This window comes from Rhodococcus maanshanensis NBRC 100610 (assembly GCF_001894865.1).
Taxonomy (GTDB): Bacteria; Actinomycetota; Actinomycetes; order Mycobacteriales; family Mycobacteriaceae; genus Rhodococcus_G; species Rhodococcus_G maanshanensis.
The window spans coordinates 39,029-61,227 of the sequence record NZ_BCXA01000025.1 but is presented as its reverse complement, the minus strand read 5'-3'; the positions used below and the strand labels follow the sequence as shown (position 1 = coordinate 61,227).

At 71.3% G+C, this 22,199-nt stretch carries 1 protein-coding gene; it reads left to right on the top strand.

Translation table 11 applies throughout. The annotated features are described in order from the left end of the window. Nucleotides 1-229 precede the first annotated feature (229 nt). A complete protein-coding gene (locus RM1_RS13365; protein WP_072751834.1) occupies nucleotides 230-22,141 on the top strand; it encodes a non-ribosomal peptide synthetase in 21,912 nt (7,303 codons plus the stop codon). Nucleotides 22,142-22,199: the final 58 nt, after the last annotated feature.

Sequence of the window (22,199 nt, the reverse complement as noted above, 5' to 3'; positions counted from 1 at the left end):
CGCGTTCCAGTCCGGTCGGCCACATGTTTAACGCTATGTGATGTACGTCACACTCGCGGTGACCTGGGGGAATGCGGGAAAAGTCGAAATTTGTGAGCGCGGGGAGGTCCCGGGCGAACATGCTCGGCATCTGAATTGGTCGGACGTTCATCCGAACTGCCAGCGCGGCGACACCCGGATCGCCTAACCTGCACGAGTTGTTGCTCTATTGAGGGGTCGGATTTTGTCGTTGGAACGCGGACCCGTCGGGGGTCACGGTACCGCTGGATTCACCGAGGAGCGCTCAGCCTCGAGGGGGGAGCTGTTTCCTCTTTCTGCAGCTCAGCGTGGTATCTGGTTTGCGCAGCACCTGCTCGGGGACGTCCCGATCGCGATCGCACAGTACGTCGAGATCGTCGGCGACCTCGACGTCGAGGCCCTCGCGAATGCCGGTGCGACGGCCGCCCGCGAGATGGGCACCGGCATGCTCCGCATCGTCGAGGTGGACGCCGAGCCGTTCCAGCAGATCGACCATTCCCTCCGTGACCGGATGGCGCATGTCGACTTCCGCGGTGCCGAGGATCCGCACGCCGCGGCCGAGGCCTGGATGCGCGCCGAGTACAGCGCGCCGATGGACCTGCTCTCGGACCGGCTGATCGAGTCGGCAACCCTGCGCGTCGCCGACGACCACTACTACTGGTACTCCCGCATCCACCACATCGCGCTCGACGGCTTCGGCGCGATGACGTTCATGGGCCGCGCCGCCGAGCGGTACACCGCGGCCGTCGAGGGCCGCGAGCCCGACGAGCTCAAGGCCAGCGCGCTGCCCGACATCAGTGCCGAGGAGGCGACGTACCGCGCCTCCAGCCGGTTCGAGAAAGACCGCGAGCACTGGGCGGAGCGGGCGCGCGACCTGCCGCCCGCGATCAGCCTCTCCGGCCGCACCGGCCCCGTCGGCTCCTCCTCGCTGGTGGTCAGCGGTCCGCTGCCTGCCGCGGCCGAGGCCGCCGTGGCGCGCCTCGCGGAGCGTCAGCCCGGAGCCTCGCTGGCCACGGTCGCCGTCGCTGCCGTCGCCGCCTACCTGTCCCGGCTCACGGGCGAGGACGACATCGCGCTGAGCCTGCCGGTGTCCGCGCGCACCACCGCCAAGCTCCGCCGCTCCGGCGGCATGGTTTCCAATGTCGTGCCGCTGCGGCTGGCCGTGGCCGACGACACCACCTCCGCCGACCTGATCGGCGAGGTCGCACTCGAGCTGACCGGCGCGCTGCGGCATCAGCGGTACCGGCACGAGGACATCAGGCGTGACGCCGGGTCGGGCGGGGCAAGGCGCGGCTTCTTCGGTCCCGCGATCAACATCATGATGTTCCACAGCGAGATCCGGCTCGGCGAGCTGATCGGCCGCCTCAACGTGCTCACCACCGGGCCGGTCGAGGACATCTCGGTCAACATCTACCCGAGCGTCGCGGGCAGCCGCGCGCACATCGACTTCGAGGCCAACCCCAACCTGTACTCGGCGGAGGAGCTGCGTGGGCACCACGCGCGCTTCCTCGAGTTCTTCGCGGCCTTCGCCTCGGCCGAGCCCGACGCTGCCGTCACGGCCCTCGAGGTGCTGCACCCGGACGAGTACGCCGAGCTGGTGCCGTTCCGCGGCCCGGCGGCGCTGCCGGCCCGCACGCTGCCGGACCTGCTGACCGCCGGCGTGGCCGCCAGCCCGGACGGCGTCGCGATCTGGACATCGGAGACCGAGGTCAGCTACCGGGAGCTCGAGGCCAAGTCGAACCAGTTGGCGCGGTTGCTGATCGACGCGGGCGCCGGGCCCGAGACCTTTGTCGCGCTGGCGTTCTCGCGCTCGGCCGACGCGCTGGTCGCGTGCTGGGCGGTCGCGAAGACCGGGGCGGCCTTCGTCCCGATCGATCCGAAGCTGCCCGCCGACCGGATCCGCCACATGCTCGACGACTCGGGCGTGCTGCTCGGACTCACCGGCGCCGACCAGGTCTCGCTGCTGCCGGACTTCGTCGACTGGATCGTTCTCGACGAGACCGCGGTCCGGCGCCGGTGCGAGTCGCGTTCGGCGGCAAGAATTTCCGACGCCGACCGAGTGGCGCCGCTCGCGGTGGAGAACACCGCCTACATGATCTACACCTCCGGCTCCACCGGCGTGCCGAAGGGCGTGCTGGTCACCCACGCGGCGCTGGTCGACTTCGACGCGGCCTCAAGGGACGAGCTGCGGATCTCCGCCGCCTCGCGGGTGCTGCGGTTCTCCTCCGCCAGCTTCGACGCCTCAGTCTTCGAGATGATCCAGGCGTTCAGTGCAGGCGCGACGATGGTCGTCGCGCCCGAGCAGATGTTCGGCGGCGACGAGCTCGCCGAACTGCTGCGCGAGCAGCGGGTCACCCACATCATGTCGGCGCCGACCCTGCTCAGCACGGTCGACCCGAAGGGCCTCGAACACCTCGAGGCGGTGGTGGTGGGCGGCGACGTCTGCACCCCCGACCTGGTCGCGCGTTTCGCGGACGTCTGCCGGTTCACCAACAGCTACGGCCCGACGGAAACCACCATCGTCATCACGGTCGGCGATCCCCTCGACGGCGCCGCGCCGATCACCATCGGCCGCCCGATCCAGGGGGCCGAGGCGCTGGTGCTGGACCGCAAGCTGCGGCCGGTGCCGGTCGGCGTCGTTGGTGAGCTCTATCTGGCGGGCACCGGGCTGGCCCGCGGCTACCACCGCCGCCCTGAGCTGACCGCGGACCGGTTCGTGGCCAACCCCTTCGGTGCGCCCGGCTCCCGGATGTACCGCAGCGGCGACGAGGTCCGCTGGACCGCCGATCACCAGCTCGACTTCGTCGGCCGGTCCGACTTCCAGGTCAAGATCCGCGGCTTCCGCATCGAGCTCGGCGAGATCGACGCCGCCCTGCTCGCCCAGGACGGCATCGACTTCGCCGTGACCATCGCCTACGAGACCGCCAGCGGCAGTACGGCCCTGGTGTCCTACGTGCGGCCCGAGCCGGGCACCGACATCGACCCGGCCGCCGTCACCGCGCGGCTGGCCGAGTTCCTGCCCGCGCACATGGTGCCCGCTGCGGTGATGACGCTCGAGCAGGTGCCGCTCACCTCGGCGGGCAAGCTCGATCGGCGGGCACTGCCCGAGCCGGTCTTCGGCTCGCGCGACCAGCAGTACCGGGCGCCGAGCACCGACGCGGAGCGGCTCATCGCGGGCGTCGTAGAGGAGACGCTCGGGCTGGACCGGCTGAGCGTGGACGAGTCGGTGTTCGCGGTCGGCGCGGACAGCATCATCGCGATGCAGATCGTGGCCCGCGCCCGTGCGCTGGGACTGAGCTTCACCGCGCGGGAAGTGTTCGAACGCAAGACCGTTGCCGAGATCGCCAAGATCGCGGTGCCGGTGACCGCGGCACCAGCGCCCGTGCTCACCGAGCTCGAGGGCGGGGGAGTCGGAACCGTCGCGCTGACCCCGATCGTGGCCTCGATCCTCGATCGCGGCGATTTCGACGCCTTCTACCAGTCGGTGCTGCTGACCCTGCCCGAGCAGGTCGACGGCGACCGGCTCGGCCGGGCGCTGCAGGCCGTCCTCGACCGGCATGACGCGCTGCGCTCGCGCCTGCGTCGCGACGCCGACGGTGAGTGGGTCTTCGAGACCGGTGCGCCCGGAACGGTCGACGCCGACGCGGTGATCACCCGGGTGGCGGCGCCGACCGCGCCGGGCAGCCGGGAGTTCGACGAGCTGGTCCTCGCCGAATGCGCCTCGGCCGCCGCGCGTTTGGATCCGGCGGCCGGGGTCATGGCCCAGCTCGTGTGGCTCGACGCGCAGGAGTCGGCCGGCCGGCTGCTCGTGGTGATCCACCATCTCGCCGTGGACGGGGTGTCCTGGCGAATCCTGCTGCCGGACCTCGCGACGGCCTGGACCCAGCTCGGGGCCGGCCTCGAACCGGAGCTGGCGCCGGTGGCCACCTCGCTGCGCCGGTGGGCGCACGGCGTGCAGGACTCGGCGCGCGAGGGGGCGCACGCCGGGGAGCTGTCGCGGTGGCGCGAGATCCTCGGGGGCCCGGACCCGCTGCTCGGCCGCCGCGCGGTGGACCCGGCCCGCGACCGCGTCGGGGATGCGGAGCGGGTGCAGGTCGAGCTCGGTACCGCGGCCACGCAGAGCCTGCTCACCACGCTGCCCGCCGCCTTCGGCTGCGGCGTCAACGACGGACTGCTGTCCGCGCTCGCCGTCGCACTGACGGCGTGGCGCCGCGACCGCGGGATCGCCGAGTCGTCGGTGCTGCTCACCCTGGAGGGCCACGGCCGCGAGGAGGAGGCCGTCGCGGGAGCGGACCTGTCCCGCACGGTCGGCTGGTTCACCAGTGCCTTCCCGGTGCGCCTCGAGGTGCCGGACGCAAACCTGGACGACGTGCTGGTGGGCGGCCCCGCCGCGGGCACCGTGATCAAGGCGGTCAAGGAGCAACTGCTCGACGTGCCCTCGCGCGGTGTCGGTTTCGGCGTGCTGCGTCACCTCGACGCGGAGGCGGGGGCCGTGCTGGCGTCGCTGCCCGCGCCGCAGATCAGCTTCAATTACCTGGGCCGGCTCGGCACCGGCCACCTGGGCGATGCGCTGCGGGACCTCGGCTTCACCCCCGACCCCGCCGCCCCTGACCTGAACGCGGGCAGCGGACTCGCGATGACCGCCGCCGTCGCCGTCGACATCAACGCGATGGTCGTGGACGGCGCCGACGGCCCGATCCTGCAGGCGTCGTTCGCCTTCGCGCCCGGACTGCTGACCGCCGGGGAGATCGACGCGTTCGCGGGGCTGTGGCTCCGCGCGCTCGAGGGCATGGCCGGGCACGCCGAGCTGCCCGACGCGGGCGGACTGACCCCGTCGGACCTGCCGCTGGTGACCGTCAGCCAGCACGAGATCGACCGCTGGCACCACCGGTACCCCTCGCTGACCGACGTGTGGTCGCTGTCCCCGCTGCAGTCCGGCCTGCTGTTCCACGCCACGCTCGCCGCGGAGACGATCGACGTCTACACCGCGCAGCTCGTGATGGACCTGGCAGGCACCGTCGACCCGGCACGCCTCCGCGGCGCCGCAAACGCGCTGGTGGCCCATCACCCGAACCTGCGCACCGCATTCGTCTACGACGACAACGGAATCGCCGCCCAGCTCGTGCTCGATCAGGTGGAGGTGCCGTTCCGGGAGGTCGACCTGACCGTGGTCGAGGCGGACACGCGCGAGGCCGAACTCCAGCGCCTGCTGGACGAGGAGCGGCTCACCCGGTTCGCGATGGACCGGCCGCCGCTGCTCCGGATGCTGCTGATCCGCACATCCGGCGATCGGTGCGTGCTCGCGCTGACCAACCACCACATCGTCCTCGACGGCTGGTCGATGCCGCTGCTCGTGCGCGAGCTGCTGGTCCGGTACGCCGCCGGCGGCGCGGGAGCGGCGTTGCTCACCTCGGGCGGAGCCTCGGGCAATGTCACCGATGCCCGCCGCTACCGGGACTACCTGGAGTGGCGCGCGCACAGGGACTCCGAGGAGTCCGCGAACGCATGGGCGGACGTCCTCGACGGGGTCACCGAGCCGACGCTGATCGCGTCGGCGCAGGCCCCCGCCGCCGGGCTCGGCCTGCCCGGCGAGGTGGACGTCGCGCTGCCCGCGGGCCTTGTCGACGCGCTCGGCGAGCTCGCCCGTGGTCACGGCGTCACCCTCAACACCGTCATCCAGACGGCGTGGGGATTGCTGTTGTCCCGCTTGCTCTCCCGCGACGACATCCTGTTCGGCGCGACGGTGTCCGGTCGGCCCGCCCAGCTGCCCGGCGTCGAGGAGATTCTCGGCCTGTTCATCAACACCGTGCCGGTGCGGGTCAGGGTGGATCCGCACGCGAGCGTCGCGGAACTGCTGCGCCGGGTGCAGGACGAGCAGACCGCGCTGCTCGAGCACCACCAGTTGGGGCTCGCCGACATCCAGGCCGAGACCGGCCTCGGAGCGCTGTTCGACACCCTGACCGTCTTCGAGTCCTACCCGGTGGACCGCGCCGGGTTCGACGAGAACACCGACATCGCAGGCATGCGCGTCACCGGGCTGCAGGGCCGGGACGCGACGCACTACCCGCTGACGCTGATGTCGATCCTCGACCCGCAGCTGCACCTGCACCTGCGCTACCGCACCGATCTGTTCGACGTCGCGGCGGCCGTCACGCTCGCGGACCGGCTGGCGCTGGTCCTCGGCGCGATGGCCACGAACCCGGAGATCACCGCGGCAGGCGTTGAGGTGCTCGGCCCCGCCGAACGCGTACTGGTGCTGCGGGAATGGAACGCGACCGATCACGAGGTCGAGCCCGCAACCCTGGTGGACCTGTTCGACGCGCAGGTGGCCCGTACTCCCGACGCGAACGCCCTCGTGTTCGGCACCGACGCGCTGTCCTATGCGGAGTTCGACGCCAGGGCGAACCGGTTGGCACGCCACCTGATCGCCGCGGGCGTCGGGCCGGAGTCGCTGGTCGGGATCGCCATGCGCCGCTCGGCGGAGATGGTGGTCGCGATCTATGCGGTGCTCAAGGCGGGCGGCGCGTACCTGCCGATCGATCCGGAGCAGCCGGACGAGCGGATCGAGTACGTCGCGGGACTGTCCGCCCCGGTGCTGGTGCTCAGCACCGTCGCCGACCGCGAGTCGATGCCCGCGACCGTCGCGACGGTCGCGGTCGACGAGCTGGACCTCGCCGACCTCTCGCCGTCGCCGGTGCGCGACGCCGACCGGTCCGCGCCGCTGCGACCGCAGGGCACCGCGTACGTGATCTTCACGTCCGGATCGACCGGCAGGCCAAAGGGCGTCGCGGTGCCGCACCGGGGCATCGTCAACCGGCTCAGGTGGATGCAGGACAGCTACCCGCTCGGCGGGGACGACGCGGTGCTGCTCAAGACCCCGGCGACGTTCGATGTCTCGGTGTGGGAACTGTTCTGGCCGTTGCAGACCGGGTCCCGGATGGTGATCGCCGAGCCGGACGGTCACCGCGATCCCGTCTACCTCGAGACGGCGATCCGCGAGTACGGCATCACCACCATGCATTTCGTGCCGTCGATGCTCGAGGTGTTCCTGATGGGTGCCGACATCGCCAGGTGCGGCTCGCTGCGCCGGATCTTCACCAGCGGTGAGGCGCTCGCGCCCGGCACCGTCGCGGCGCTGCACGAACGCACCGACGCCGAGCTGCACAACCTCTACGGACCCACCGAGGCCTCCGTCGACGTCACCTACCACCGGACTGCGGCGGGCGAGACGGTCGTCCCGATCGGCGCACCGGTCTGGAACACCCAGACCTACGTGCTCGACGCAGGGCTGCGGCCGACGCCGGTCGGTGTCGCGGGAGAGCTCTATCTCGCGGGCGTCCAGCTGGCCCGCGGATATGTCGCGCGGCCGGACCTGACCGCGGACCGGTTCGTGGCGAACCCGTTCGGTGACCCCGGCTCGCGGATGTACCGGACCGGGGACCTGGTCCGCTGGAGCGCAACAGGGGAACTGGAGTACATCGGCCGCACCGACTTCCAGGTCAAGCTGCGCGGCCAGCGCATCGAGCTGGGCGAGATCGAGGCGGCGCTGCTGCGCGACGATCGCGTGGCCCAGGCCGTGGTGGTGGTCCGCGGCGACGGGCCTGCGGGGGACTACCTGGCGGCGTACGCGGTGCCCGCAGGCGATTCCGGGCACGCCGATCAGGCCCTTGACACCGGCGCGGTGCTGGACGCCGTCGCCGCGGCGCTGCCGCGGTACATGGTGCCGTCCGTGCTGACGGTCCTCGACGCGCTGCCGCTGAACCCGAGCGGCAAGCTGGACCGAAAGGCGCTGCCAGCCCCCGAGTTCGCGGGCACCGCCGAGTTCGTGGCCGCGAGCACCCCAACCGAGCTGGCCCTTGCCGAGATCTTCGCTGCGGTCCTCGAATCCGCGCACCCGGTCGGGGCGACGGACAGCTTCTTCGACCTCGGCGGCAACTCGCTGGCCGCGACGCGGCTGCTGGCCAGGGTGAACGCCGAGTTCGGCACCCGGGTGAGCGTGCGCGAGCTGTTCGAGGCGCCGACGGTCGCCGGGCTGGCCGCCGTCGTCGACGACGTGCTCACCGGTCACGTGCACCGCCCGGAACTGCTCGCCGGTCCGCGACCCGACCCGATCCCGTTGTCCCCGGCTCAGTCCCGGATGTGGTTCCTCAACCGGTTCGACCCCGCGTCCGGCGCGTACAACGTCGCCGCCGCGCTGCGGATGACCGGCACGCTCGACGTGTCCGCGCTGGCGGCGGCCGTCGCCGACATCCTCGAGCGGCACGAGTCGCTGCGGACGGTGTACCCGGACTCGCCGACCGGGCCCCATCAGCGGATCCTGCCCACGTCCGAGGCGCTCGACGAGCTCGCCCTCGACGCACTCCACGACGACGAGCCGCTCGGCGCGCACGCACTGGCCGAGCGGGTCCGGGCGGCGGTGGCCTCCGGCTTCGACGTCACCGCGGAGATCCCGCTCGACCTCACCCTGCTGGCGGCCGGGCCCGACGACCACGTGCTGGTGGTCGTGGTGCACCACATCAGCATCGACGGGTGGTCGATCCAGGCGCTGGCCCGTGACCTGGTGCAGGCCTACTCCGCCCGCACCGGCGGCCAGGCGCCGTCGTGGACGCCGCTGCCGGTGCAGTACGCGGACTACGCGGTGTGGAAGCGCGCGGTGCTCGGGTCGGAGGACGACCCGGACTCGACCGCCGCCCGTCAGATCGACTACTGGACCGCGGCCCTGGCCGGGGTGCCCGAGGTGCTGGCCCTGCCGACCGACCGCAGGCGACCCGCCGTGCCCTCCTACCGGGGCGGTACCGTCGAGTGCGAGCTCGAAACCGCCGCCTACGCCGCGGTGAAGGCCCTTGCCCGGGAGACGAACTCGACGCCGTTCATGGTCCTGCACGCCGCCCTCGCGGTGCTGCTCGCGAGGATGAGCGGCACCGGCGACATCGCCGTCGGCACCCCGGTGGCCGGCCGCGGTGAGCAGGCCCTGGACGACGTCGTCGGCATGTTCGTCAACACCCTGGTGCTGCGGACCGAGGTGGACCCGGCGCGCTCGTTCGCCGCGCTGCTGGAGCGGGTCAGGGCCACCGACCTGGCCGCGTACGGCAACGCCGATGTGCCGTTCGAGCGCCTGGTCGAGGTGATCAGCCCGGCCCGCTCGACCGCGCACCACCCGCTGTTCCAGGTGGTCCTCGCGCTCGAGGACGCCCGCGAGCACGCCATCGCACTTGCCGGCCTGCAGATCGCCTCGGAGCCGATCGATTTCGGGATCGCCAAGTTCGACCTGCAGCTGACGGTGACCGAGCACTTCGACGGCAGCGGCGATCCCGCAGGCGCGGTCGCCGCGTTCACCTACGCGCGGGACCTGTTCGACCGCCGCACGATCGAGGGCTTCGCGTCGCGCTTCCTGACCATCCTGCGCGACGGCACGGGCGATCCGTCCCGGCCCGTCGGTGACCTCGACCTGCTGGGCGCGGACGAGCGCGCGACCCTGGTGCCGGTGACCGGTCCGGCACCAGCGCCGACCCGCACCCTGCCCGAGCTGCTGCTCGAATCCGTCCGAGACCCGCGCGACATCGCGCTGATCGAGGGCGAGGCCCAGCTCACCTACGGCGAGCTGGACGAGCGCTCGAACCGGCTGGCCCGGCTGCTGATCTCGCGCGGTGTCGGCCCGGAATCGTATGTCGCGCTCGCGGTCCCGCGCTCCATCGAGTCGGTGCTGGCGCTGTGGGCCGTGGCCAAGACGGGCGCGGCGTTCCTGCCGATCGACCCGACCTATCCGGCCGAGCGGATCGCGCACATGGTGGCCGATTCCGCGGTGGCCATCGGTGTCACCCTGACCGCGCACCGCGGCGAGCTCCCGGACGCGGTGTCCTGGATCTCGCTCGACGACGAGGTCGCGGTGGCCGAGCTGTCCGCCGCACGGGCCACACCCGTCGGCGACGGCGACCGACTCGCGCCGCTGCGGCCGGGACACCCGGCGTACATGATCTACACCTCCGGCTCGACGGGCACGCCCAAGGGAGTGGTCGTGACCCACCTGGGGCTCGCCTCCTTCGTGGCCGAGCAGCGCGACGACTACGCCGTCGGACCTGATTCGCGCACATTGCATTTCGCGTCGCCCAGCTTCGACGCGTCGATCCTCGAACTGCTGATGGCGGTCGGCGGCGGCGCGGCGATGGTCGTGGTGCCGGTCGGCGTCTACGGCGGCGAGGAGCTGGCCGAGGTGCTCCGGGCGGGCGGTGTCACGCACGCCTTCGTCACCCCGGGCGCGCTCGCCACACTCGACCCGGACGGGCTGGACGCGATCGGTGTGGTCGTCGTCGGCGGCGACGCCTGCGAACAGGCCCTGGTCCGCCGGTGGGCGCCGGGGCGCCGGATGTTCAACGCGTACGGTCCGACCGAGTCGACGATCATGGCCACCCATCAGGGGCCGCTGGAGCCGGGCAGGCCAGTGCTGATCGGCGCACCGGTGGTCGGCACGGACGCGGTGATCCTCGACGGGCGACTGCACCCGGTGCCCGCCGGGGTCGCGGGTGAGCTGTACGTGGCCGGCGTCGGTCTGGCGCGTGGCTATCACGGGCGGTCCGCGCTCACCGCGGACCGGTTCGTCGCCAACCCGTTCGGTGAGCCGGGCTCGCGGCTGTACCGCACCGGTGACCTGGTCCGCACCAACGCGGCGGGCGAGCTGGAGTACCTGGGCCGCACCGACTTCCAGGTGAAGGTCCGCGGACACCGGGTCGAGCTCGGCGAGATCGACGCCGTGCTGGCCGGGCACGCGAGCGTGCAGGCGGCGATCACCGTCGGCCACACCGGCGCCGACGGCGTGGTGTCGGTGGTGTCCTATGTGCTCCCGGTGCCGGGACGGACCATCGACGCGGAGACGCTCACCGCGCACGCGCGCGAGCTGCTGCCGGTCTACATGGTGCCGTCGGCGATCACCGTGCTGGACGAGCTGCCGCTGACGCCCGCGGGCAAGGTGGACACCCGCGCGCTGCCGGAGCCGGTGTTCACGGTCCGCGAGTTCGTCGCGCCGCGCACCCGCACCGAGACCGCGGTGGCCGATGTGTTCGCCGAGGTGCTCGGCCTGGAGCGTGTCGGTGCGGAGGACGACTTCTTCGCGGTCGGCGGCAACTCGCTGAGCGCGACGAGGGCGATGGCCCGGATCAACGCGATCGCGGGCACCGGGCTTGGCGTGCGTGAGCTGTTCGAGGCGACCACGGTCGCGGCGCTGGCCGCCCGCGTCGACGGCGCGCAGCGCGAGATCGTCCGCCCCGAACTGGTGGCCGAGGCGCGCCCCGCGTCGGTGCCGCTCTCCGCCGCGCAGCAGCGGATGTGGTTCCTGAACCAGTTCGACCCGGAGTCCCCGGCGTACAACATCCCGCTGGCCGTCAGCCTGACCGGCGCCCTCGACGTGCCTGCGCTGGTGGCGGCGGTGCGCGATGTCATCGAGCGACACGAGTCGCTCCGCACGGTCTTCCCCGCCTCGGAGCAGGGGCCGCACCAGCTGATCGTGCCCGCGGCCCGGGTGGACCTGGACCTGACCCCCGTCCCGGTGTCGGGCGGCGAGGACCTGCGCGACGCCATGGCGTCTCTGCTGTCGCAGGGCTTCGACGTCACCGCTGCGGTTCCGCTGCGCGGCAGCCTGTTCCGGCTGACGGACAGCGAGCACGTGCTGGTGCTGGTGGTGCACCACATCAGCGGCGACGGCGCGTCGACCGTACCGCTGGCGCGCGACCTGATGGTCGCGTACACCGCGCGGACCGTCGGCGAGGAGCCGTCCTGGCGGCCGCTGCCCGTGCAGTACGCCGACTTCGCGCTCTGGCAGCGGCGGGTCCTCGGCGACGAGGACGACCCGCTGTCCGTCGCCGCCAGGCAGCTCGCGTACTGGCGCGGCCAGCTCGCGGGCACCCCCGGCGTGCTCGAGCTGCCGACCGATCGGCCCCGGCCCGCCGTCGCCTCCTATCGCGGCGCCCGCGCCGACCTGGAGATCGGCCCCGAGCTGACCGCGGCCATGAACGCGCTGGCCCGTGCGCACAACGCCACCCTCTTCATGGTGTTGCACGCGGCGTTGTCGGTGCTGCTGGCCCGGCTCAGCGGGAGCTCCGACATCTCGGTTGGCACCCCCATCGCAGGCCGAGGCGAGCAGGTGCTCGACGACGTCGTCGGCATGTTCGTCAACACGCTGGTGCTGCGCACCCAGGTCGAGCAGGGGACCACCTTCGCGGAACTGCTGACGGCGACCAGGAGCACGGACCTGGCCGCGTACGGCCACGCCGACGTGCCGTTCGAGCAGGTCGTCGACGCGGCGAATCCGCCTCGTTCGCAGGCACACTCGCCGCTGTTCCAGGTGGGGCTGTCGCTGCAGAACCAGGGCGTCGGCTCGCTCGAGCTGCCGGGCCTGAAGGTGGCCGCGCTCGACCCCGGCGTCGACGTCGCGAAGTTCGACCTGGAGCTCACCTTCCGTGAGCTCGGCGCGGGCGGCGGCATGGCCGCCTCGGTGACCTACGCCGCCGACCTGTTCGACAGGGACACGATCGACGCGTTCGCGCGCCGCCTGGTGCGGGTGTTCGAGTCCGTCGCGGCCGACTCGAACACCCCGGTGGGCGAGGTCGAGGTGCTCGACGAGGCGGAACGGCTCGCGGCCGAGGCCGGCCCGGCGCTGCCCGCGCCGCCGGTGCGCACGCTGCCGCAGATCCTCGCGGCCGGTGCGAGCATCGACCCCGGGGCCGTGGCGCTGCGCTGCGCGGGCGAGGTCGAGGTGTCCTATGCGGAGCTGGATGCCGAGTCGAACCGCCTGGCTCGGATGCTGCTCGGTCGGGGTATCGGCCCGGAGTCGTTCGTGGCCACCTCCTTTGCCCGGTCCGCCGAATCCGTGCTCGCGCTCTGGGCGGTCGCGAAGACCGGGGCGGCCTTCGTGCCGATCGACCCGGCGCTGCCCGCCGAGCGCGCGCGGCACATGCTCACCGACTCGGGGGCGGTCCTCGGGCTGACCGTCGCAGGCGAACGCGATCGGCTCCCCGGCACGGTCGAGTGGCTGGCCCTCGACGACGCCGAGGTCACCCGCGAGCGGACCGCGCTGCCCGCGGGCCCGGTGGCGGCGGACGAGCTCGCCGCGCCGATCGACCCGGCGAGCGCGGCGTACATGATCTACACCTCCGGCTCCACCGGCGTCCCGAAGGGCGTCGTTGTCACCCACACCGGCCTGTCCACCTTCTGCGCGGACGTGCGCACCGAGCTGGCCGTGACGAGTTCGTCTCGGGTGCTCCGGTTCTCGTCGTCGAGCTTCGACGCGTCGGTGTTCGAGATGCTCGTCGGCTTCAGCGCTGGCGCCACCATGGTCGTCGCGGCGCCGGGGATCATCGGCGGCGGCGAGCTGGCCGCGCTGCTGCGGTCCGAGCGGGTCAGCCACATCCTGACCGCGCCCGCCGCGCTCGGCACGGTCGACGCGGACGGTCTCGAGGACCTGCGCTCGGTGATGGTCGGCGGCGACGTCTGCCCGCCCGAGCTGGTGGCCCGGTTCGCGCCAGGCCGCGACTTCTTCAACAGCTACGGACCCACCGAGAGCACCATCGTCATCACCGTGACGGAGCCGCTGCACGAGGGCGACCGGATCACTATCGGGACACCGCTCGAGGGTGCCGGGGCCGTCGTGCTCGACCGCCGCCTGCGGCCCGTCCCGGTCGGCGTGGTCGGCGAGCTGTACCTGTCCGGTCCCGGTCTCGCCCGCGGCTACCACCGCCGCGGCGCGCTGACGGCCGCCGCGTTCGTGGCCAACCCGTACGGCGACGGCGAGCGGATGTACCGCACCGGCGACCTGGTGCGCCGGACCCGCGACGGGGCACTGGATTTCATCGGCCGCGGCGACACCCAGGTCCAGCTGCGCGGCCTGCGCATCGAGCTCGGCGAGATCGAGGCGGCGCTGGTCGGCCGTCCCGGTGTCGCCCAGTCGGTGGTCGCGCTGCACCGCGACCCGCACACCGGGGAGAACCTGGTCGGGTACGTGGTCGCCGAGGCGGGCGCCGAGCTGGACCCGCAGGAACTGCGCGCCGCGATCGGCGACGCGTTGCCCGCCTACATGGTGCCGTCGGCGGTGATGGTGCTGGACGCGCTGCCGATCAACGCGACCGGCAAGCTGGACCGGCGCGCGCTGCCGGTGCCGGAGTTCGTGACCGACCGCGAGTTCCGCGGCCCGACGAACCCGGTCGAGGAGGCCATCGCCGGGATCTACGCCGAGCTGCTCGGCGCGGAGCGGGTGTCGGTGGACGACGGCTTCTTCGAGCTCGGCGGGAACTCGCTGCTGGCGACCAGGCTGGTGGCCCGGGTGAACTCCGCGCTTGGCACCTCGTTGGCGATCCGTGCGGTGTTCGAGCACCCGACGGTGGCGGAGCTGGCCGTGCGCGCCGAATCCGCGTCCATGGAGGCCGGCCGCATCCCGCTGGCGAGGATGCCGCGGCCGGAACGCATTCCACTGTCGCTCGCGCAGCAGCGGATGTGGTTCCTCAACCGCTTCGACACCGCCTCCGCAGTGAACAACATCCCGCTCGCCCTGCGGTTGTCCGGCCGGCTCGACACGACGGCGCTGCGCGCCGCGGTTGCCGACGCGGTCGACCGGCACGAGTCGCTGCGCACCGTCTACCCGGATTCCGACGCCGGGCCGTGCCAGGTGATCCTGCCCGCGGACCAGGCGGTCCAGGAGCTGGTGCCGGTCCCGGTCGGCGAGGACGAGGTGCTCGCGCGGGTGATCGAGCTGGCCTCCACCGGTTTCGACGTCACGACCGAGGTCCCGTTGCACGTGCGGTTGCTGCGGGTCAGCGAGACCGAGCACGTGCTCGCGCTTGTGGTGCACCACATCTCGGCGGACGGCTTCTCGATGGGACCGCTGGCGCGGGACGTGATGGTCGCCTACTCGGCGCACCTGCACGGCGCGCAGCCGACGTGGGCGCCGCTCGAGGTGCAGTACGCGGACTACAGCCTGTGGCAGCGCGCGGTGCTCGGCGACGAGCAGGATCCGGACTCGGTGGCCGCGCGTCAGGTCGCGTACTGGACCGCCGAGCTGGCCGGTCTGCCCGAGCAGCTCGACCTGCCCGCCGACCGGCCGCGGCCTGCCGAGCAGTCCTACCGCGGCGACACCTACGCGTTCACCCTGGACGCCCGGACGCACCGGGCACTCCTGGATCTCGCGCGCGGTCAGGACTCCACCCTCTTCATGGTCATGCACGCCGCGTTGGCGGTCTTGCTGAGCAGGCTGAGCAACGAGTCCGACATCGCGATCGGCTCGCCCATCGCCGGCCGCGGCGAGGAGGCGCTCGACGATCTCGTCGGCATGTTCGTCAACACCCTGGTGCTGCGCACCCGGGTCAGCCCGGAGCAGCGGTTCAGCGAGGTGCTCGACCTGGCGCGCGCGAACGACCTGGCCGCCTTCGGCCACGCGGATGTGCCGTTCGAGCGGCTCGTCGAGGTGCTCAACCCGACCCGTTCGACGGCCCGGCACCCGCTGTTCCAGGTGGCGTTGTCCTTCCACAACCTCGAGCGCACCCGGTTCACGTTGCCGGATCTCGAGATCGAGGCGCTCGACGCCGGGTTCGAGCCGGCGAAGTTCGACCTGCATCTGACGCTGGTGGACCGCCACGACGAGAAGGGGGATCCGGCCGAGATCGCCGCGTCGTTCACCTACGCGACCGACCTGTTCGACCGCGACACCGTCGCGCAGTTCGCGGCCCGGTTCGAGCGGATCCTGCGGACGGTGGTCGCCGACCGGGACACCGTCGTCGGCGACATCCCGATCCTCGACGAGCTGCACCGCGAGGAGCTGGTGACGGGCTGGAACCAGACCGGCCACCCGGTGCCCGAGACGACCCTCGCCGAGCTGTTCGACGCACAGGTCCGCAGGAGCCCTGCGGCGACCGCGACGGTGTTCGAGGGTGCGGAGCTGACCTACGCGCAGTTCGACGCGCGGGCCAACAGGCTGGCCCGCGAGCTCATCGCCCGCGGGGTCGGCCCGGAAGCGCGCGTGGCGCTGGCGATCCGGCGCTCGGTGGAGCTGCTCGTGGCGATGTACGCGGTGGCCAAGGCCGGTGGCGTGTACGTGCCCATCGACCCGGACCACCCGGCCGAGCGCACCGCCTACGTGCTCGACTCGGCGCGACCGGTGGTGGTGCTGACCACGACGGGCGTCTCGATCACGCCGCCCGACGGGGTGGAGCTGCTGCCGGTCGACGGCCTCGACGGTGTCCTCGGCGACCACAGCCCCGCGCCGATCACCGATGCGGACCGGATCGCCCCGTTGCGGCCGGAGAACACCGCCTACGTGATCTACACGTCCGGATCGACGGGGCGCCCGAAGGGCGTCGCGGTGCCACACCGGGCGATCGCGAACCAGCTGCTGTGGAAGCAGTCCGAGTACCCGCTGGGCGCCGACGACGCGGTGATGCTGAAGACCGCGGCCACCTTCGACCTGTCGGTGTGGGAGTTCTGGTGGGCGCTGACCGTCGGGGCGCGGTTGGTGATCGCGAAGCCGGGCGGCGAGCAGGACCCGTCGTACCTGGCCCGGCTGATGCGCGAGAGCCTCGTCACCACCATGCATTTCGTGCCGTCGCTGCTGACCGCGTTCCTGGCGTCGGTCGGCTCGGAGCCGATCGCGTCGCTGCGTCGCGTGATCTGCATCGGCGAGGCGCTGCCCGCCGAGACGGTGCGTCGGTTCGCCGAGTTCAGTGACGCGGCTGTGTTCAACCTGTACGGCCCAACCGAGGCGGCGGTGAGCGTCACCCACCACCGCTGCGGGCCCGCGGACGAGCGCACCGTGCCGATCGGTGTGCCCGAGTGGAACACCCAGGTGTACGTGCTCGACGCGCGGCTGCACCCGGTGCCCGTCGGGGTGCCAGGCGAGCTGTACATCGCAGGCGCCCAGCTCGCACAGGGCTACACCGGCCGCGCCGACCTGACCGCCGAGCGCTTCGTCGCGAATCCGTTCGGCCCGAACGGGTCCCGGATGTACCGTACCGGCGATGTGGTCCGTTGGCTGGGCCGCGATCGCGGCGTGCTCGACTACGTCGGGCGCAGCGATTTCCAGGTCAAGCTGCGCGGGTTCCGGATCGAGCTCGGCGAGATCGAGTCGGCGCTGACCGCCCACCCGGCGATCGACGCGTCCGTGGTCCTGGTGCACCGCGGTCCGCACGGCGCCGAGAACCTGGTGGCCTACGCGGTGCCCGTCGCGGGCGGGGCGCCGACCGCGGAGTCCCTGCTCGCCTTCGCAGGCGAGCGGGTGCCGAGCTACATGGTGCCGTCGGTGGTGGTGTTCCTGGACGAGCTGCCGCTCAACGTGAACGGCAAGCTGGACAGGAAGGCGCTGCCCGAGCCGGAGTTCCTCAGCTCCAGCGCGTTCCGGGCGCCGGCGACGCCGAGCGAACAGATCATCGCGGGCATCTTCGCGGACCTGCTCGAGCGTCCGCGGGTCGGCGCCGATGACAACTTCTTCGACGTCGGCGGCAACTCGCTGCTCGCCACGAGGCTGGTGGCTCGGACGAACTCCGCGTTGGGCTCGTCGTTGGCGATCCGTGCGGTGTTCGAGCACCCGACGGTGGCGGAGCTGGCCGTGCGCGCCGAAACCGCGTCCAGGGAGACCGGTCGGATCCCGCTGGCGAGGATGGGCCGGCCGGAACGCATTCCCCTGTCGTTGGCGCAGCAGCGGATGTGGTTCCTCAATCGCTTCGACACGGCGTCCGCCGTGAACAACATTCCGGTGGCGGTTCGGTTGTCGGGCGGGATCGACACCGATGCGTTGCAGTCTGCGATTGCCGATGTTGTGGTGCGGCACGAGATCTTGCGTACGGTCTATCCGGTCTCTCCTGATGGCACCGGTGTGCAGGTGGTCCTTTCCCCGGAGGATGCGGCTGTCGATCTGACTCCCGTGCCCGTGCTCGAGGCCGATCTGTTCGTGCGGCTCGCCGAGGTGGTCCAATCCGGGTTCGACGTCACCGCTGAGGTGCCGTTACGCATTCGGCTGTTCGAGGTGGGACCCAGCGAGCACGTTCTCGTATTCGTCGTGCACCACATCGCTGCCGACGGGTTCTCTGTGGCCCCGCTCGTGCGCGATGTGATGCTGGCGTACTCGGCCCGGTCTGCGGGTGAGGTCCCCGGGTGGGCCCCGTTGGTGGTGCAGTACGCGGACTTCAGCCTCTGGCAGCGTGCGGTGTTGGGTTCTGAGGATGATCCGGAGTCATTGATCGCCGCGCAACTCGACTACTGGACGCGTGCACTCGACGGCGTTCCCGCCCAGTTGGACCTGCCGAGTGACCGACCTCGGCCCACGGTGGCGTCCAACGTCGGTGGTGTCATCCCGATTGCGATCGATGCGGAGCTGCATGCAGCACTGCGGAATACGGCGAGGGTGCACAATTCCTCTCTGTTCATGGTCGTGCATGCGGCGCTGGCGGTGTTGCTGGCGAGGCTGTCGGGTACCAGCGACATCGCGATCGGTACTCCGGTGGCGGGCCGTGGTGAGGCGGCGCTGGACGATCTGGTCGGCATGTTCGTCAACACCCTGGTTCTGCGTACCGAGGTAGACCCGTCGGTCTCGTTCGCGGAGCTCCTCGGCGATGTCCGCGAGGTGGACCTCGGAGCCTTCGGTCACGCCGACATCCCGTTCGAGCGGCTCGTCGAGGTGCTCAACCCTGCGCGTTCGCAGGCGCGACATCCGCTGTTCCAGGTGGCGTTGTTCTTCCAGAACCACGAGCAGCCCACCCTCGAGCTGGACGGGTTGACCATCTCCGAGGTCGAGTTCGACATCGCGCTCGCGAAGTTCGATCTCCAGGTCACCGTGTCCGAGAGCAGCGACGAGCACGGCGTGCCTGCGGGTATCGCGGTGCACCTGACCTACGCGCGTGATCTGTTCGACGAGACCACCGTGCGGGTGTTCGGCGATCGCCTTGTCCGGGTGTTGCGGACCCTGACCGCGGACCCGACGACGGCAGTGGGCGACCTCGAACTGCTCGGCGCCGACGAACGCGCCCTGGTGCTCACAGGCTGGAACGACTCGGATCACGTCGTGGATTTTGGTGATCTGCTGCTCGGGGCGTTCGATGCCCAGGTCGCCGCCACACCGGACTCGACGGCCCTGGTGTACGAGGGCTCGACGCTGACCTACGCCGAGTTCGACGCGCGTGTGAACCGCCTGGCGCGTCTGCTCATCGCCGAGGGCGTCGGACCGGAATCCCTTGTGGCTTTGGCGATTCGCCGCTCGTTGGACCTCGTCATCGGCATTTACGCCGTGATCAAAGCCGGCGGCGCGTACGTGCCCGTCGACCCCGACCATCCCGCCGAGCGGATCGGGCACATCCTCGATACGGCCGACCCGGTCTGCGTGCTGTCCACCTCACGGGACGGATTCCAGGTTCCGGGGGACAGGTCTGCTCTCCATGTCGACACGCTCGACTACTCGGGGTTCTCGCCGGCACCGGTGACGGACGATGATCGGATCTCGCGGTTGGCCCCAGAGCATCCCGCGTACGTGATCTTCACATCGGGTTCGACGGGCAAGCCGAAGGGTGTGGCGGTCAGCCATGCCGCGATTGCCAACCAGATCGCGTGGATGCTGGCCGAGTACCCTCTCGGCGCAACGGATGTGTATCTGCAGAAGACAGCGACGACGTTCGATGTGTCGCTGTGGGGCTTCTTCATGCCGCTCCGGGTCGGTGCGCAGCTCGTTGTGGCGACGCCGGACGGGCACCGGGATCCGGCATATGTCGCGGAGACCATTCGCGAGCGCGGTGTCACGGTGACAGACTTCGTGCCGTCCATGCTCACCGTGTTCGCGGGTGCCGCGGCGCCCGCGGATCTCGTGAGCCTCCGATACGTCTTCGTCATCGGTGAGGCCTTGCCCGCTGAGACGGTTCGCGACTTCGCGTCGATCTGTGCTGCGGGCGTGCACAACCTCTACGGGCCGACGGAGGCGGCGGTGTCGATCACCTACGCCGACGTCACCGGTACAGGGGTCGGCGGAGCTGTCTCGATCGGCCGTCCCGAGTGGAACTCGCAGGTGTATGTCCTCGACTCGCGTCTGCGCGCCGTTCCGGCAGGTGTGCCGGGCGAGCTCTACCTCGCGGGTGTCCAGCTCGCCCGTGGCTACTACGGCCGGGTGGACCTGACCTCGGATCGGTTTGTGGCCAACCCGTACGGCGACAACGGCGCCCGGATGTACCGCACCGGAGACCTGGTCACCTGGCGGGCGAACGGTGAGCTCGAGTACATCGGCCGCACGGACTTCCAGGTGAAGTTCCGCGGGCAGCGGATCGAGCTCGGCGAGATCGAGACCGCGCTGCTGGCCCATGAGTCGGTGCTGCAGTCGGCCGTGTTGGTGGTGCAGACCGCAACAGGTGATCAGCTGGTCGGGTACGTGGTGCCCGTGCCGGGTCGCGTCATCGAGGTAGACGGACTCAAGGAGTTCGCGGCCGGATTGCTGCCCAGCTACATGATGCCCTCGGCCCTGATGGTGCTGGACGCATTCCCGCTCAACCCATCCGGCAAGCTGGACCGGAAGGCACTGCCCGAGCCGGAGTTCCTCAGCTCCAGCGCCTTCCGGGCGCCGTCCACACCCACCGAGCAGATCGTCGCCGGAATCTTCGCGGACCTGCTGGACCGACCGCGGATCGGCGCCGAGGACAGCTTCTTCGACATCGGCGGGAACTCGCTGCTCGCCACGAGGGTGACAGCGCGGATGGGCGAGACTTTCGACACCACCGTCAGCGTCCGGGAGTTCTTCGAGGATCCGACGGTGGCAGCGCTGGCCCGCAGGGTGGACGCTCACGACCCGAACCGGCCTCGGCTCGTCGCCCGGCAGCGGCCCGCGCGGATTCCGCTCGCACCCGCACAGGAACGGATCTGGTTCGCGAACCACGAAACCCGCAACGGGGACTGGAACATCCCGGTCGCGCTGCGAATCCGCGGGTCGCTCGACGTCGAGATCCTGCGCTCCGCCGCGGCCGACGTGGTGACCAGGCACGAGGCGCTGCGCACCGTGTACCCGGACTCCCCGACGGGACCACTCCAGGTGCTGGTGGCCGCCGAGGACGCCGTTCCGGAGCTGCGGCGCGTCGAGGTGTCGGCGGCCGAGGTCGAGGCGCAGGTGCAGCGATACCTGTGGGCCGACTACGACGTCACCCGTGAACTGCCGCTGCGGATGCGGCTGTTCGCGCTGGGCGACGACGATCACGTGCTCGCGATCATCGTGCACCACATCGCCGCCGACGGCGCCAGTATGGGTGTGCTCACCAGGGATGTGATGATCGCCTACGCCGCGCGTGCGATGGGCGTCGAACCCCAGTGGGCGCCACTGGAGGTGCAGTACGGCGACTACACGATGTGGAAGCACGAGGTGCTGGGCCACCCCGAGGACACCGGCAGCGAGGCGAACCGGCAGCTCCGGTACTGGGTGCGCGCGTTGGAGGGCAGGCCGCGGCGCCTCGAGCTCGCGGGCGCCGGGAGGGCGAAGCGGACCTCAGCCGGGGCGACCGCGCCGGTGTCGATCGACGCGGACACGCACGCGGCGCTGCTGGCGCTCGCGCACGAGTCCCGGGCCAGCCTGTTCATGGTGATGCAGGCGGCGTTCGCGGTGCTGGTCAGCGATCTCGCGTCGGTCGCGGACGTCACCCTGGCCACGTCGATCGCGGGCCGCGACGAGGCTGTGCTGGCCGATGTCGTCGGAAACTTCTCCGACGACGTGCTGATGCCGGTGAGCGTCGAGAAGGACGAGCCGTTCACCGAGCTCGTCGCCCGGGTGCGCGACGTCGCGCTGGGCGCCTTCGCGCACCCGGATGTCTCGAACACGCGCCTCCAGGCTGCGCTCGGCACGCGGGACCGGCTGTTCCAGGTGGAGCTGATCCTGCAGCCCGGCGGCGGCAAAATCGACGCCGACCTGGGCGAGCTGCGAATCGAGGGCTACCCGTTCGTCACCGAGGTCGCCAAGCACGACATCGAGTTCAGCCTCAACGACCACTACGATGACGACGGCTCGCCCGCGGGCATCACCGGTGGCGTGCTGTATTCGACCGATCTGTTCGACACGGCAGCAGGGGACCTGATCGTGAAGGGGTACACGGAGATTCTGCGGACCGTGACCGAGGGTGCGAGGGGGACAGAGTGAGGCAGCCACCGACGCTGGTGGCGATCATCATCCCGGCATACGATCCGCGATGCCATCG